This is a genomic window from Nocardia sp. CA-151230 (assembly GCF_050942175.1).
Classification (GTDB): Bacteria; Actinomycetota; Actinomycetes; order Mycobacteriales; family Mycobacteriaceae; genus Nocardia.
Genome location: NZ_CP192061.1, coordinates 381,335 through 394,327, shown reverse-complemented (window position 1 = coordinate 394,327; position 12,993 = coordinate 381,335). Strand labels below are relative to the sequence as shown.

The following is a 12,993-nucleotide window of genomic DNA, read 5'->3' as shown; positions in this document are numbered from 1 at the left end:
CCGCCGGACCAGGCCGACCCGAGTCTCTTTGTCGCGCTTGCGCGCTTTGGCCGGACGCGAAAACCGTGGCGCATCCGAGACACCGACCGGAGCCCCGTCAGGGGTCGCTTGAACGCCCGAATTATCCGGGTCTGCCCCGCTCACGGCCGCGTTGGATTCAGAGACACGCACGCCCCCACCTTACGGAACCACCACCGCCCCACAACCGGGCCGAGTACCCGCCGTGTTCCATCTGAGACCTTCGGCGTGTTTACTGCTGCCTATGCAAGGACTCGCTGTGGTGCTGTTTCCGATAGCGCTGATGCTGTTCGCGTTGGTGATGGAACGGGTCGAGAATCGACTCCGCAAGCTTCTCGAACCAGACCCGGAGGTCCAGCAGTATCTCGATCGAGCCACGAATGCCGAGGTCAGCGATCTGACCAAGTTGGGTTTGCCCGCCGCGGCGGCGCGTCCGCGGCGCGCCCGGCCCGCGGCCAAGGGAATGGACGTCGCACAGGCCAGCTGATCCGCGCGGGTCGGTGGTCGAGTGGTCCGGTGGCTTCCAGCTCCGGACCACTTTTTACGATCTTCATGACGCCGGTCTCACGGCGTGTCGTAGATTACTTATGAAGCGTGTCGCGAAACCGTCGTTGTGTGTCGCCTACTGCGGCTCCGCGTGTCTGAGAATGAGCTCGGCGCGTGGTGTCTATCACTACCCGGCGGTATTGCAAAGTAGACTGCACTGTCGGCCGAGTCGTTTCGGTCCAGGACAGAGCCATTTCCCATAAGGAGCACATTCGTGGACGAGGCCCTCGCCAGAGCAGGCATCTTCCAAGGCGTCGAGCCCACCGCGGTGGCCGCTCTCGCCAAACAGCTGCAGCCCGTTGACTTCCCGCGCGGCCACGTCATCTTCAACGAGGGCGAACCCGGCGACCGGTTGTACATCATCACCTCGGGCAAGGTGAAGATCGGCCGCCGCTCCCCCGACGGTCGTGAGAACCTGCTGACGATCATGGGCCCGTCGGACATGTTCGGCGAGCTCTCGATCTTCGACCCGGGCCCGCGCACCTCGACGGCCACCACCGTCACCGAGGTCCGCGCGGTCACCATGGACCGGGACGCCCTCAAGGCGTGGATCGATCAGCGGCCCGAGATCGCCGAGCAGCTGCTGCGGGTGCTCGCCCGCCGCCTGCGCCGCACCAACAACAACCTGGCCGACCTGATCTTCACCGATGTTCCGGGTCGTGTCGCCAAGGCGCTGCTGCAGCTCGCCCAGCGTTTCGGCACCCAGGAGGCGGGCGCGCTGCGCGTGACCCACGACCTCACCCAGGAGGAGATCGCCCAGCTGGTCGGCGCCTCCCGCGAGACCGTGAACAAGGCGCTCGCCGACTTCGCGCACCGCGGCTGGCTGCGGCTCGAGGGGAAGAGCGTGCTGATCTCCGACTCGGAGAGACTGGCCCGCCGCGCTCGCTGAGCGGCGACAGAGTCACCGGGAGGACCGGGCATCACCCCCGTAGCGGTGATGCCCGGTCCTCTCGTGATTTCTATCCCTGTGAACGCAGGTAAGCCAGCTGCGCTTCGACCGAGCTGTGGGCGGCCGGCCACAGGCGCTTGTCCACATCGGCGTAGACCTCGGCGACGATCTGCAGCGCTTTGGCCTTGGGGCCCAGCTTCTCCAGGGCGGCGCGGACCTGGTTCAGACGCTCCTCGCGGTGGGCGATGTAGTAACGGATGACCGGTTCGGCATCGGCGTGGTCGGGGCCGTGGGCCGGGAGCAGGGTGCGGCCGGGAGCGACCGCCACGAGCCGATTCAGCGAGTCCAGATAGGCCGCCAGCGCGCCATCCCAGGATTCCAGGACGGTCGTACCGCTTCCGAGAACGGTGTCACCGGTGAGCAGTGCCTGCTCGCCGTCCGGGCCGTCGAGCAGGAAGCTGAGCGAGTCCTCGGTGTGCCCCGCGGTGGCGAGCACCGTGATGCGCAATCCGGCGACCTCGATGACCTCACCGTCGGTCAGGTGGGTGCCCGCGCCGCGCAGGAACTCGGAATCCTTGGCGCGCACCGCGGTTCCGGTCGCCTTGACCAGGTGGTCGATGCCGCCGGTGTGGTCGTGGTGCTTGTGGGTGATGAGGGTGAGGGCGATGTTCCCACCGGTCTCGCGCACCAGCGACTCGGTGTGCGCGCGGTCCTTCGGACCCGGGTCCACCACAACGTATTCCGTGGCGCCGGGAGCCCGCAGCAGCCAGGTGTTGGTGCCCTGCAATGTCATTCCGCTGGGATTGTCGGCCAGCACGACGGCGGCGGACGGAGTCACTTGCCGCAGTTGCTCGTACGCGGGGTGGGTGAGCGTCATTGTTTCGTCCTAATGCACCGAGCGGGATGCGTCCAGAGTTGAACGCATCACGCTTTCGACTGTGCCCCAATCATTTCGGGGTCAACGCACCTCGGCGATGAGTTCCACCTCGACCGGGGTGTTCAGGGGCAGCTCGTTGACGCCGACCGCGGAACGGGCGTGCACCCCGGCCTCGCCGAGCACCGCGCCGAGCAGCTCGGACGCGCCGTTGATGACCAGCGGCTGACTGTTGAAGCCGGACGCGGAGGCCACGAAACCGACGACCTTGACGATGCGCACGACATTGTCGAGGCCGACCAGATCGTGTACGACCGCAAGGGCGTTGAGCGCGGCCAGCTTGGCCATCTCCGCGCCCTGCTCGACCGTGACCTCGGCGCCGAGCTTGCCGGTCAGTGGCAGCTCGCCGTTCACGAACGGCAGTTGGCCGGAGGTGTAGACGTAGTTGCCGGACCGGACGCCGGGCACGTACACCGCGACCGGCTTCGGGGCCGGCGGCAGTTCGAGCCCGAGCTCCTTCAGGTTCTCGGCCCAGGACATCAGCTCTTCGCCCGCTTCAGGTAGGCGACATGCTGTTCACCGGTCGGTCCGGGCAGCACCGTGACGAGTTCCCAGCCGTCGGAACCCCACTGGTCGAGAATGGCTTTGGTGGCATGGGTCAACAGGGGCACCGTCGCGTACTCCCACACGGTCACATCACTCATGCGCTGAGACTAGCCCCGGCCAGGTTCCCCGAGTGCTGCGCCCCGTCCGCCTCCGCTTCGCTCCGGCTGTTCGCGGCCACGGCACAGGTCTATGGAGCCGGTACCTCGACCTTCCCTCCTCCGCTCCCCCGCTCCGCTCCCCCGCTCCGTCAGTCCAGGCCGAGGCGGGCCGCGAACTTGAAGTGGTGTATCAGACAGTTTGTCGCGCCTCTGGGCAGGATTTGGGAACGAGTTATAGGCTCGCGAGCGTGGGAGTACCGATAGCAGTGCCCGTTTCGGTTGAGCCGGGGGTCGAAGCAGGTTGGCCGGAGCGGGCGGACAAGGCCCGCCTGCACTACGTTTCCGGGAAGGGGGGCACCGGGAAGTCGACCGTCGCCGGGGCACTGGCACTGGCACTGGCCGCCGGGGGGCGCCGGGTGCTGCTGGTCGAGGTCGAGGGCAGACAGTCCATTGCCCAGCTGTTCGATCTCCCGCCCTTGCCGCCCACCGAGACTCGCATCGCCACCGCGGATGGCGGCGGCGAGGTGATGGCGTTGGCCCTCGATGTCGAGCACGCCTTCCTCGAGTACCTCGACATGTTCTACAACCTGGGCTTCGCCGGTCGCGCCATGCGCCGGGTAGGTGCCATCGAGTTCGTCACCACCATCGCGCCGGGCCTGCGCGACGTGATCCTCACCGGCAAGATCAAGGAATGCGCGGTGCGCGCCGACAAGTCCGGCAAGCCCGCCTACGACGAGATCGTCATCGACGCGCCCCCGACCGGCCGCATCGCCAGCTTCCTGGACGTCACCCAGGCCATGGTCGAGATCGCCGGCGGCGGTCCCATCGCGTCGCAGGCAGAGGGAGTGTCCAAGCTGCTGCACTCCGAGCAGACCATGATCCACCTGGTCACGCTGCTGGAGGCGCTGCCGGTGCAGGAAACCGCCGACGCCGTCGCCGAACTCACCGCCAACGACCTGAATATCGGGACGGTCATCGTGAATCGGGCGAGCGAGGGCTACCTGCAGCGCTCGGTGCGCGAACGGGCCGCGCAGGGCACGGTCGACATCGACGCCCTGCGGGCCGGGCTGACCGAGGCCGGGATCAGCCTGTCCGAGACCGATTTCGAGGGCCTGGTCGCCGAGACCGTGGAGCATTCCGCGCGGCTGGCCGCCCAGGACGAGAGCGCCGCCGAACTGGCCCAGCTCGACATCTCGCGGCTGTACCTGCCGTCGCTGACCGACGGCATGGATCTGGGCGGGCTCTACGAGCTGGCCGAAGTCTTGAGCGCGCAGGGGGTTCGCTAGTCATGGTCGTTCCGGCAGGCACTGTGCCCCTGGACATTTCGAAGATCCTCGCGGATCCGTCGGCCCGCATCGTGGTGTGCTGCGGCTCCGGCGGCGTCGGCAAGACCACCACGGCCGCGGCCATCGCGCTGCGCGCCGCCGAGTCGGGCCGCAAGGTCGTCGTCCTCACCATCGACCCGGCACGCCGACTGGCCCAGTCGCTGGGCGTGAGCGATCTCGGAAACGCCCCGCAGAAGGTCGAACTCGGGCCCGAGGCCAAGGGCGAGCTGTTCGCCATGATGCTGAACATGCGCCGCACCTTCGACGACATGGTGCTCGAGCACACCAGCCCGGACAAGGCCGAGCAGATCTTCGCCAACCCGATCTACCAGACCGTCGCGTCCTCCTTCGGTGGCACCCAGGAGTACATGGCGATGGAGAAGCTCGGGCAGCTGGCGTCCAAGCGCGAGTGGGACCTGATCGTGGTCGACACCCCGCCCTCCCGCAATGCCCTGGACTTCCTGGACGCGCCGAAACGGCTGGGCAACTTCCTCAACGGCAAGATGATCCGGGTCATCATGGCCCCGGGCCGCGGAGTCGGGAGGTTCGTGGCGGGCGCCATGAGCCTGGCGCTGCGCGGCGTCTCGACCATCGTCGGCGGTCAATTACTCAAAGACGCCAGTGTCTTCTTGCAGTCACTGGAGTCCATGTTCGGCGGCTTCCAGGATCGCGCGGACCGCACCTACGCCATGCTGTCGCGGCCGGGCACCCACTTCCTGGTGGTGGCCGCGGCCGAGCCGGACGCGCTGCGCGAGGCGAGCTTCTTCGTCGATCGGCTCTCGACGGATCGGATGCCGCTGGCGGGCCTGGTACTGAACCGGACACACCCGGTGCTGAGTGGCCTGTCCGCGGAGGAGGCGCAGGTCGCCGCGGATCGGCTCGCACCGGAGACCGCGACCAACGGCGCGACGCCGGAACCCGAGGCGGAGACCCCGGAGGCCCTGGCCGCCGCGGTGCTGCGCATTCACGCCCACCGGGCCGCTACCGCCAAGCGGGAACAGCATCTGCTGCACCGCTTCACGGGCGCGCATCCGAGCGTCCCGATCGTGGCCGTCACCGCGCTGCCGTTCGAGGTCGCCGACCTGGAAGCGCTGCGTGCGGTAGGTGATCAGCTGGTCGAGGCGGGCGTGAAGTCCGCCTGAGGGAGTCAGGCAGTTCGACCCTTTGGTTTGAAATGCCCGATCCGACCCCGGACACGGATCGAGCCCGCTTTCGCGGGCTCGATCCGTTCTGCTTATAGGGGGGATCTGGGTAAGGGATACTCGGTTACATCGCTACCTTCTGTGATCGCTGGACGCGGAAGAAGTCCGCCCAGCTCGTCACCTCCGGATGCTGCTTGAGCAGCGCGCGGCGCTGCCGCTCGGTCATGCCGCCCCACACTCCGAACTCGACACGGTTGTCCAGGGCATCCGCCCCGCACTCCATCAGCACCGGGCAGTGCCGGCAGATGGTTGCCGCTTTGCGCTGCGCTGCGCCACGCACGAACAGCTGGTCGGGATCCACTTCCTTGCATCGGGCCTGGGAAACCCAGGCGATTCTCGCTTCGGCCTGCTCCACGTCCAATCGAGCGATCGGGGTAGTCATGTGCATTTGGTGTGCCCCTTTGCAGTCCGAACACCGGGTCACGGCGCTCCAGAATCGCGAGTGCAGCGCGCAGTTACCCAACCCCACTGCGTTCTGCACCACATTCCACTTTGAGTGTTAGCTCTATCACACTGGGTTCTCAATCTAGGTAAAGGTGTGCGGCCTGCGCAAGACCGTCCCGAGATTTTCTGGTACGTCCGTCCACGCATTCGTTGCATGGAACCGGGCAGTCCGTCTCTTTTAGGACGAATGAACACCCCGCCGGGCGAACGCCGAGTGTCCGGAAGGCCAATTAGGCTAGGGCCCGTGCCGATCACACGAACGCTCTGGAGACTGGCAGGCGCGTGCGTCTTGGCCGCCGTGTTGCTCGCCGGTCTGCTGTTCCCGCTCGCCGGTGGCTTCGGGTTCATCTCCAACCGAGCCGCGGACGCCGTCGACAATGTCTCCGCCGAACTCGTCGAGGGCAGTGTGCCCGCCGTCTCGACCATGGTGGATGCGAATGGAACACCGTTCGCCTGGCTATACGAGCAGCGCCGCTTCGAGGTCCCCAGCGAGAAGATCTCCAATGACATGAAGCTGTCCCTGGTCTCGGTGGAGGACAAGCGCTTCGCCGACCACCACGGTGTGGACTGGCAGGGCACCTTCCGCGCCTTCCTGACCAACACGTCGGGCGGCCAGGTCTCGCAGGGCGGCTCCACCATCGACCAGCAGTATGTGAAGAACTACCTGCTGCTCGTCGTGGCCAAGACCGACGCCGAGCGCCGGGCCGCCACCGAGACCACCCCCGCCCGCAAGATCCGTGAGATCCGGATGGCGCTGACCCTGGACAAGCGGCTCACCAAGGACGAGATCCTCACCCGGTATCTCAACCTGGTGCCGTTCGGCAACGGCGCCTACGGCATCCAGGACGCCGCGCAGACCTACTTCGGCGTGGACGCCAAGGATCTGAACGTCGTGCAGTCGGCCATGCTCGCCGGTATGGTGCAGTCCAGCTCCAAGCTGAACCCGTACACCAACCCCACGGGCGTGCTGGAGCGCCGGAACACCGTGCTGGACACGCTGATCCAGAACGTGCCCAACCGCGCCGACGAATACCGCAAGGCCAAGGAATTGCCCCTCGGCGTGCTGCCCGAGCCCAAAGGCCTGCCGCGCGGCTGCATCGCGGCCAATGACCGCGGCTTCTTCTGCGACTACGCGATGCAGTACCTGACCAACGCCGGCATCAGCCGCGATCAGCTCGAGAAGGGCGGCTACCTGATCCGCACCACACTGGACCCGGCGGTCCAGGACCAGGTGCGCGACTCGCTGGCCGCCAACACCAACCCGAATCTGGACGACATCGCCGAGGTCATGAATATCGTGGCGCCCGGCCAGGATTCGCATCCGGTGCTGGCCATGGGCTCGAGCCGCGTCTACGGCCTGGACGCCAACGCGCATCAGACAGTGCAGCCGCAGCCGTATTCGATGGTCGGCGACGGCGCGGGCTCGATCTTCAAGATCTTCACCACGGCCGCGGCCATGGAGAAGGGCCTGGGCATCAATGCCACGCTGGATGTCCCGGCGTTCTTCTCGGCCAAGGGCATGGGTAATTCCGGGACGCCGGGCTGCCCGCCGGAGACCTACTGCGTGAAGAACGCGGGCAACTACGCGGGCTCGATGTCGGTGACGCAGGCGCTGGCGACCTCGCCGAACACGGCCTTCGTCAAGCTGATCCAGGCCGTCGGGGTGCAGCCGACCGTCGATATGGCGGTCCGCCTGGGCATGCGTTCCTACACCCAGCCCGGCACCTCCGGCCACGGCAACCAGAGCCTGGCCGACATGATCAAGGACCAGAACCTGGGCTCGTTCACCCTGGGCCCGGTGGCGATCAACCCCCTCGAACTGTCGAATGTGGCCGCCACGCTGGCCTCCAGCGGCAAGTGGTGCCCGCCCACCCCGATCAAGGAGGTGGTGGACCGCAACGGCAAGCAGGTGCCGCTGACCCAGCAGGCGTGTGAGCAGGTGGTGGATCCGGGCCTGGCCAACACCCTCGCCAATGCCCTGGGCCAGGACGTGGTGAGCGGTACCGGTGCCGGTTCGGCGCACTCGGTGGGCTGGAACGTCCCGACCTCGGCCAAGACGGGCACCACCGAGACCCACCGGTCCTCGGCCTTCCTGGCCTTCACCAACTCCTTCGCCGGGGCCAGTTACATCTACGGCGACAGCCCGACGCCGGGCGAGATCTGCTCGTTCCCGCTGCGCAGCTGCGGCAACGGCAACCTGTACGGCGGTAATGAACCCGCTAAGACCTATCTGGGCGCGATGAAGAACGTGCTCGACCGCTTCCCGCCGGCGGCGCTGCCGCCGCTGGACGACAAGTACGTTCGCGGATCGAACAATTCGCAGATCCCGGATGTGATCGGCATGTCCCAGGCTGAGGCCACCTCCACCCTGGTCGGGGCGGGCTTCCAGGTGTCGGTGACGACGCAGCCGGGCGCGAACAAGGGGACGGTCATGAACGTCTCGCCGAACGGGTCGGCCATCCCGGGCTCGGTGATCACGCTCTACGTGAGCGACGGGAGTCAGATCCCGGCGCCCGCGCCGAACGCGCCGCCCACGGTGCCGGGATTGCCGAGCATCACCATCCCGCAGCTGCCGCCGATCCCGATTCCCATCCCGATCCCGCGGTAGGCAATCCCGCGGTAGGCAAAGGAAAGGCCCGGAGTGATTCACTCACTCCGGGCCTTTCGTATCGATAAGACAGTGTCAGAGCCGTGCCTTCACAGCGGCGGAGATCCGCGACCCGTCCGCGCGCCCCGCGGCGAGCGCCGTCGCGGCCTTCATGACCTGACCCATCTGCTTCATCCCCGGCCGCTCCCCCAGCTGCTCGGCGACGTCGGCGATGGCGGTGTCGGCGATGTCGCCCACCTCGGCATCGGTGAGCTGGGTGGGCAGGTATTCGTCGATGATCGATTCCTCGGCGCGCTCGTTGGCGGCCAGTTCGCCACGCCCGGCCTGCTCGTAGACGACGGCGGCCTCATTGCGCTTCTTCGCCTCCTTCTGCAGGACGGCGATGATCTCCGCGTCGGAAAGCTCACGGGCCTCGGGTCCGGCGACCTCCGCGGTCTGAACCGCGGACAGCAGCATCCGCAGGGTGGCCAGCCGCAGCGTGTCCTTGCTCTTCATCGCGGTGGTCATATCCGACCGCAGCTTGGATTTGAGTTCCGACATGAGCGACACGCTACGAGGGACTTCTATCGTGGTCCAGCTCATTTGACTCGATGTTTCTCCGCCGGGTCGCCTATTCTGGGCAAATGCCCGTCTTCTCGACCTCCGCCCTCAGCCGTGCCGCACTCGGAGCCGCCGGGGCCGCGGTCGCCGGAATCGGATACGCGACGCTCATCGAGCGCAATGCCTTCACGCTGCGTGAGGCGACGCTGCCTGTGCTGGAACCGGGCAAGCCGTCCCTACGGGTGCTGCACATCAGCGACCTGCACATGATGCCCGGGCAGCAGTTGAAGCAGGCCTGGCTGCGGGAGCTGGACCGGCTGGAGCCGGATCTGGTGGTGAACACCGGCGACAACCTCTCGCACCAGAAGTCGGTGCCCGCCGTGGTGCAGTCGCTGGGCGGATTGCTCGCGCGCCCCGGCATTTTCGTGTTCGGCTCGAACGATTACTTCGCGCCGGTGCCGAAGAACCCGCTCAAGTACTTCAAGAAGGACCACAAGCGGATCTACGGCGATCCGCTGCCCTGGCAGGATCTGCGGGCCGCGTTCACCGAGCGGGGCTGGCTGGATCTGACGCATGTGCGCCGCGATATCGAGGTCGCCGGGGTGCGGATCTCGACCGCGGGCGTGGACGATCCGCATCTGCAGCGGGATCGCTACGACACCGTGGCGGGTGCGCCGAATCCGCTGGCGGACCTGAGCATCGGGCTCACCCACTCGCCGGAGCCGCGGGTGCTGGACCGGTTCGCGGCCGACGGCTACGACCTGGTGATGGCGGGCCACACCCACGGTGGGCAGCTGTGCCTGCCGGGCTTCGGCGCCCTGGTGACCAACTGCGGGATCGACCGGGCCCGGGTGAAGGGCGCCTCGCGCTGGGGCGCGCACACCCGGCTGCACGTGTCGGCGGGCCTGGGGACCTCGCCCTGGGCTCCGTACCGGTTCTGCTGCCGCCCGGAGGCGACGCTGCTGACGCTGGTCGGCGCGCCGCCGAAGAAGCCGGTCGCCGAGTCGGGGAGGGGTCGCACCGCGTCGTCGGAGGCTGTCGCGCGGTGAGCGCCCGCCGCGATATACAGCGCGGTATCTAGTCTTCAGTCAGGGGGCAACCGTGACCAGTGGAAACGACCACAGCAACGAGCCCGGCCGTCCGGAACCCGATCCGAACTGGTGGCAGGGTGTGCCCGGACAGGATCAGACCTGGCAGCAGCCGCAACAGCCGCCGCAGCCGGGTTATGGTGCACCGCAACCCGATCCGGGCCGGCAGCAGCCCGGCTACGGGCAGGCGCAGCCGACGACTCCCGTCACCGGCGGTCCGTACGGCCAGCCCTATCCGCCCGGACCGGCCCAGTACCCGGCGCAATACCCGCCGACACAAGCGTTCGGCGCGCCGCAGGCCTACGGCCAGCAGCCCGGCTACGGCCAGCAGCCGCACTATCCCCCGCCGCCCGGTGGCGGCAACCGCCGGGTATGGCTGTTCGCCGGTGTCGGCGTGCTGGTGCTGGCGATCATCGCCGCGGTGGTGGTCGTGGCGCTGGTGCACCGGAACTCGAACGACACCTCGGCGAAGTCGAACCCCACGCCGTCGCTGATCAGCGCGCTCACCTCGACCACGGCCAAGCCCACCCAGTCGGGCCGGCCGACGACCGCCAGGACCACCGGCCCGAAGGCGACCAGCACGCCCGCCGCGGTGATCCCCGGGTATCAGGTGGTCACGATCCCGGATAACGGTGCGGCATACGACATTCCGGAGGGCTGGAAGGTGGACGGTGCCGGACAGAGCACCTTCGGCAGCGGCGCGGACAGCATTCCGGTCGCCGGGCTGGCGCAGGACGGCATCGAGTACTGCCCGAAGTACGTGCGCACCAATATCTTTCTGACCCAGTCCGACGAGACGGATCCGACGAGGGCGGCGGCCGACATCGGCACCCGGATGGGCCGTATCGGCTGGTCCACGTCGACGGGTGCGACGCCCGGTGCGGCGGAGTCGTTCCAGTCCTCGGACGGGCAGCTGCAGGGCATCTACATGGAGACCAAGGGCTCTGCCCCGGCTCCGGCGGCGGGCTGTGCCTCGACGTATTCTGTCTACACCTTCGCCTTCCCTGGCGACAGCGGCGCTTTCGTGTTCACCATCGCCGCGGACACCGGGGTGAACCAGTCCGTGGACGCGACCCTGGCGAAGAAGATTCTCGCCAGTATCCGCCCGATCCAGTAGGCGACACGACTCGTCACAGGGGGTCCGACGATGAGCGGTGAAACCGACGGCCAGGACATCGATCCGGAGAAGACGACGTCCAGCGGGGACTGGTGGCAGGGGCCGGTGCACGAACGGCCCCAGCCCAGCCAACCGCCCCCATATCCCCATCCGAGCCCGAATCCCTATGCCTCCGGACCGAATCCGATCCCGGGACCCGGTCCGGTCTCGGGTCCCGGACCGTGGCCGGGCCCGAGCCCGTACCAGTCGGGGCCCAACCCCTACCAGTCCTCGCCCTATCGGTCCGGACCGAATCCCGTTCCGCCGAGCGCGAATTCGTACAGCACGGGCCAGTCGCCCTTCGCCACCGGGCAACCGGGCGGCGGCGCGCCTCCGCTGGGCGGCAATCGCGGGCGGGCATGGCTGCTGGCGGGCGTGGGCGCGCTCGTGGTGGCGATCGTGGCCGTCGTGGCGATCGTGATCGTGATGCGCGATTCCGGCACTGGCCCCACCCCGACCGCCGCGAAGCCCACCTCGATCACCAGCGCGCCCGCCACCACGCCGCGCACCACCACGACCCCGGCGTCCACCCTGACTCCCCAGATTCCCGGTTATCAGGTCGATGTACCCAAAAACCTGAAGGCCGCCTGGGACATCCCCAGCGACTGGAAGACGGATCTGACCGCCACCACCTACGGGAACGGCACCGACAGCATTCCGGCGGCGGGCTTCGCGGAGGAGGGCTCGGACTACTGCCCGAGCAATGTGCGGACCACCATGTTCCTGTCCACCTCGGATATCTCCGACGCGACCGCGGCGGCCACCGATGTGGGTGCGCACGCCGCCCGCATCGGCTACACCACCAAGACCTCGCTCACCGCGGGCACCGCGCAACCCCTCGACACCAGCGACGGCCAGCTGCACGGCACCTTCCTGGAGACCAGCGGCGCCTTCACCGCCCCCGCCGGATGCGCCACCGGCTACTCGGTCTACACATTCGCCCTCAGCGTGGGCGCCGGCAAGGGTTCGCTGGTGCTGGTGATCCTCGCCGACACGGGCGTGGATCGCTCGGTCACGGCCGATTTCGCGCGTAAGCTGTTCGCCACCTTTCGCCTGCTTTAGCGCATCTGACCAGCCGATTTAACGTCTGGACGGCGGGTGCGCTAAGCTACTGCAGGTTCGCTTCACGGGGTGTGGCGCAGCTTGGTAGCGCGCTTCGTTCGGGACGAAGAGGTCGCAGGTTCAAATCCTGTCACCCCGACTGTGTGGTTGAGACACAACAGAAGGCCCTGACCAGTTCATCTGGTCGGGGCCTTCCTCGTATCACCATCCAGAGCATCGAGATTCCGCCCGGTTTTCCGGCCGATGGTCACCGATTTGGTCACACCGACTCACCGGACTCGTCTTCGCCGTCGAGGTCACCGAGCATCAGCGCCACCATCTGCTCGCCCGCATCGCGGTCCACACCCGGCAGCACATGCGAGTACACATCCAGCGTCAACGCCACCGAGGCATGCCCGATTCGCTCCACTCCACTGTGTCGGCACGGCGTACACGGTGACCATTCCGGACGCCTTGATCGCGCAATCCAACCTCACGGGCGTCACGGCCCTCGCGACCGTCGGCCATCGTCGGCTTCCGCCTGTGCTGGTTCGATGG

The 12,993-nt window shown here is 67.5% G+C and carries 14 protein-coding genes and 1 tRNA gene; 9 read left to right on the top strand and 6 right to left on the bottom strand.

The genetic code is table 11. The features are described 5' to 3' along the window. Positions 1-277 precede the first annotated feature (277 nt). Entirely contained in the window at positions 278-505 is a 228-nt protein-coding gene (locus tag ACQP1O_RS01705) for a hypothetical protein (RefSeq protein ID WP_081986109.1), read from the top strand. 273 nt (positions 506-778) lie between these two features. After that, positions 779-1,453 carry a Crp/Fnr family transcriptional regulator gene (locus ACQP1O_RS01700; RefSeq protein ID WP_019044571.1) on the top strand — a complete coding sequence of 225 codons (675 nt, stop codon included), beginning with the start codon at positions 779-781 and terminating at the stop codon, positions 1,451-1,453. Positions 1,454-1,523: 70 nt separating this feature from the next. Here the strand turns inward: ACQP1O_RS01700 and ACQP1O_RS01695 are convergent, their stop codons facing one another. The 3 genes from ACQP1O_RS01695 to ACQP1O_RS01685 all read right to left on the bottom strand — a co-directional run bounded on the left by ACQP1O_RS01695 (position 1,524) and on the right by ACQP1O_RS01685 (position 3,031). Continuing rightward, positions 1,524-2,330, bottom strand: a complete 807-nt coding sequence (locus tag ACQP1O_RS01695; protein WP_433564181.1) for an MBL fold metallo-hydrolase — start codon at positions 2,328-2,330, stop codon at positions 1,524-1,526. Between the two features lie 81 nt (positions 2,331-2,411). Continuing rightward, on the bottom strand, positions 2,412-2,867 hold the full coding sequence (locus ACQP1O_RS01690; RefSeq protein WP_357000552.1) for a RidA family protein: 456 nt from the start codon (positions 2,865-2,867) through the stop codon (positions 2,412-2,414). After that, positions 2,867-3,031, bottom strand: a complete 165-nt coding sequence (locus tag ACQP1O_RS01685) for a DUF4177 domain-containing protein (protein WP_085996654.1) — start codon at positions 3,029-3,031, stop codon at positions 2,867-2,869. Before ACQP1O_RS01685 ends, ACQP1O_RS01690 begins: the two co-directional genes overlap by 1 nt. Positions 3,032-3,297: 266 nt before the next feature. On the opposite strand from ACQP1O_RS01685, the gene ACQP1O_RS01680 reads away from it, so the two are divergent. Next, entirely contained in the window at positions 3,298-4,317 is a 1,020-nt protein-coding gene (locus ACQP1O_RS01680; RefSeq protein ID WP_433564180.1) for an ArsA-related P-loop ATPase, read from the top strand. Positions 4,318-4,319: 2 nt separating this feature from the next. Then, positions 4,320-5,498: an ArsA family ATPase gene (locus tag ACQP1O_RS01675; protein WP_433564179.1), complete on the top strand. Its 1,179-nt coding sequence runs from the start codon at positions 4,320-4,322 to the stop codon at positions 5,496-5,498. 124 nt (positions 5,499-5,622) lie between these two features. Here ACQP1O_RS01675 and ACQP1O_RS01670 read toward each other — a convergent pair whose 3' ends face one another. After that, positions 5,623-5,946, bottom strand: a complete 324-nt coding sequence (locus ACQP1O_RS01670) for a WhiB family transcriptional regulator (RefSeq protein ID WP_033089817.1) — start codon at positions 5,944-5,946, stop codon at positions 5,623-5,625. A gap of 300 nt (positions 5,947-6,246) precedes the next feature. On the opposite strand from ACQP1O_RS01670, the gene ACQP1O_RS01665 reads away from it, so the two are divergent. Beyond that, positions 6,247-8,610, top strand: a complete 2,364-nt coding sequence (locus ACQP1O_RS01665; protein WP_433564178.1) for a penicillin-binding protein — start codon at positions 6,247-6,249, stop codon at positions 8,608-8,610. Positions 8,611-8,685: 75 nt separating this feature from the next. Here the strand turns inward: ACQP1O_RS01665 and ACQP1O_RS01660 are convergent, their stop codons facing one another. After that, positions 8,686-9,150 (bottom strand): GatB/YqeY domain-containing protein, encoded by a 465-nt coding sequence (locus tag ACQP1O_RS01660; protein WP_433564177.1) that lies wholly within the window; start codon positions 9,148-9,150, stop codon positions 8,686-8,688. Positions 9,151-9,233: 83 nt separating this feature from the next. On the opposite strand from ACQP1O_RS01660, the gene ACQP1O_RS01655 reads away from it, so the two are divergent. The 4 genes from ACQP1O_RS01655 to ACQP1O_RS01640 all read left to right on the top strand — a co-directional run bounded on the left by ACQP1O_RS01655 (position 9,234) and on the right by ACQP1O_RS01640 (position 12,595). Next, positions 9,234-10,199 carry a metallophosphoesterase gene (locus ACQP1O_RS01655; RefSeq protein ID WP_433564176.1) on the top strand — a complete coding sequence of 322 codons (966 nt, stop codon included), beginning with the start codon at positions 9,234-9,236 and terminating at the stop codon, positions 10,197-10,199. Between the two features lie 52 nt (positions 10,200-10,251). Further along, on the top strand, positions 10,252-11,355 hold the full coding sequence (locus ACQP1O_RS01650; RefSeq protein WP_433564175.1) for a hypothetical protein: 1,104 nt from the start codon (positions 10,252-10,254) through the stop codon (positions 11,353-11,355). Positions 11,356-11,385: 30 nt separating this feature from the next. Then, positions 11,386-12,456, top strand: coding sequence for a hypothetical protein (locus tag ACQP1O_RS01645; protein ID WP_433564174.1), 1,071 nt, complete (start codon positions 11,386-11,388; stop codon positions 12,454-12,456). A gap of 65 nt (positions 12,457-12,521) precedes the next feature. Continuing rightward, positions 12,522-12,595, top strand: a tRNA-Pro gene (locus tag ACQP1O_RS01640). 120 nt (positions 12,596-12,715) lie between these two features. Here the strand turns inward: ACQP1O_RS01640 and ACQP1O_RS01635 are convergent. After that, positions 12,716-12,865: a hypothetical protein gene (locus tag ACQP1O_RS01635; RefSeq protein ID WP_433564173.1), complete on the bottom strand. Its 150-nt coding sequence runs from the start codon at positions 12,863-12,865 to the stop codon at positions 12,716-12,718. Between the last annotated feature and the right edge of the window lie 128 nt (positions 12,866-12,993).

Coding starts and splice junctions, on each gene's coding strand:
- ACQP1O_RS01695 (WP_433564181.1), bottom strand. CDS start 2,330: ATGACGCTCACCCACCCCGCGTACGAGCAACTGCGGCAAGTGACTCCG.
- ACQP1O_RS01690 (WP_357000552.1), bottom strand. CDS start 2,867: ATGTCCTGGGCCGAGAACCTGAAGGAGCTCGGGCTCGAACTGCCGCCG.
- ACQP1O_RS01685 (WP_085996654.1), bottom strand. CDS start 3,031: ATGAGTGATGTGACCGTGTGGGAGTACGCGACGGTGCCCCTGTTGACC.
- ACQP1O_RS01675 (WP_433564179.1), top strand. CDS start 4,320: ATGGTCGTTCCGGCAGGCACTGTGCCCCTGGACATTTCGAAGATCCTC.
- ACQP1O_RS01670 (WP_033089817.1), bottom strand. CDS start 5,946: ATGCACATGACTACCCCGATCGCTCGATTGGACGTGGAGCAGGCCGAA.
- ACQP1O_RS01660 (WP_433564177.1), bottom strand. CDS start 9,150: ATGTCGGAACTCAAATCCAAGCTGCGGTCGGATATGACCACCGCGATG.
- ACQP1O_RS01655 (WP_433564176.1), top strand. CDS start 9,234: ATGCCCGTCTTCTCGACCTCCGCCCTCAGCCGTGCCGCACTCGGAGCC.
- ACQP1O_RS01645 (WP_433564174.1), top strand. CDS start 11,386: ATGAGCGGTGAAACCGACGGCCAGGACATCGATCCGGAGAAGACGACG.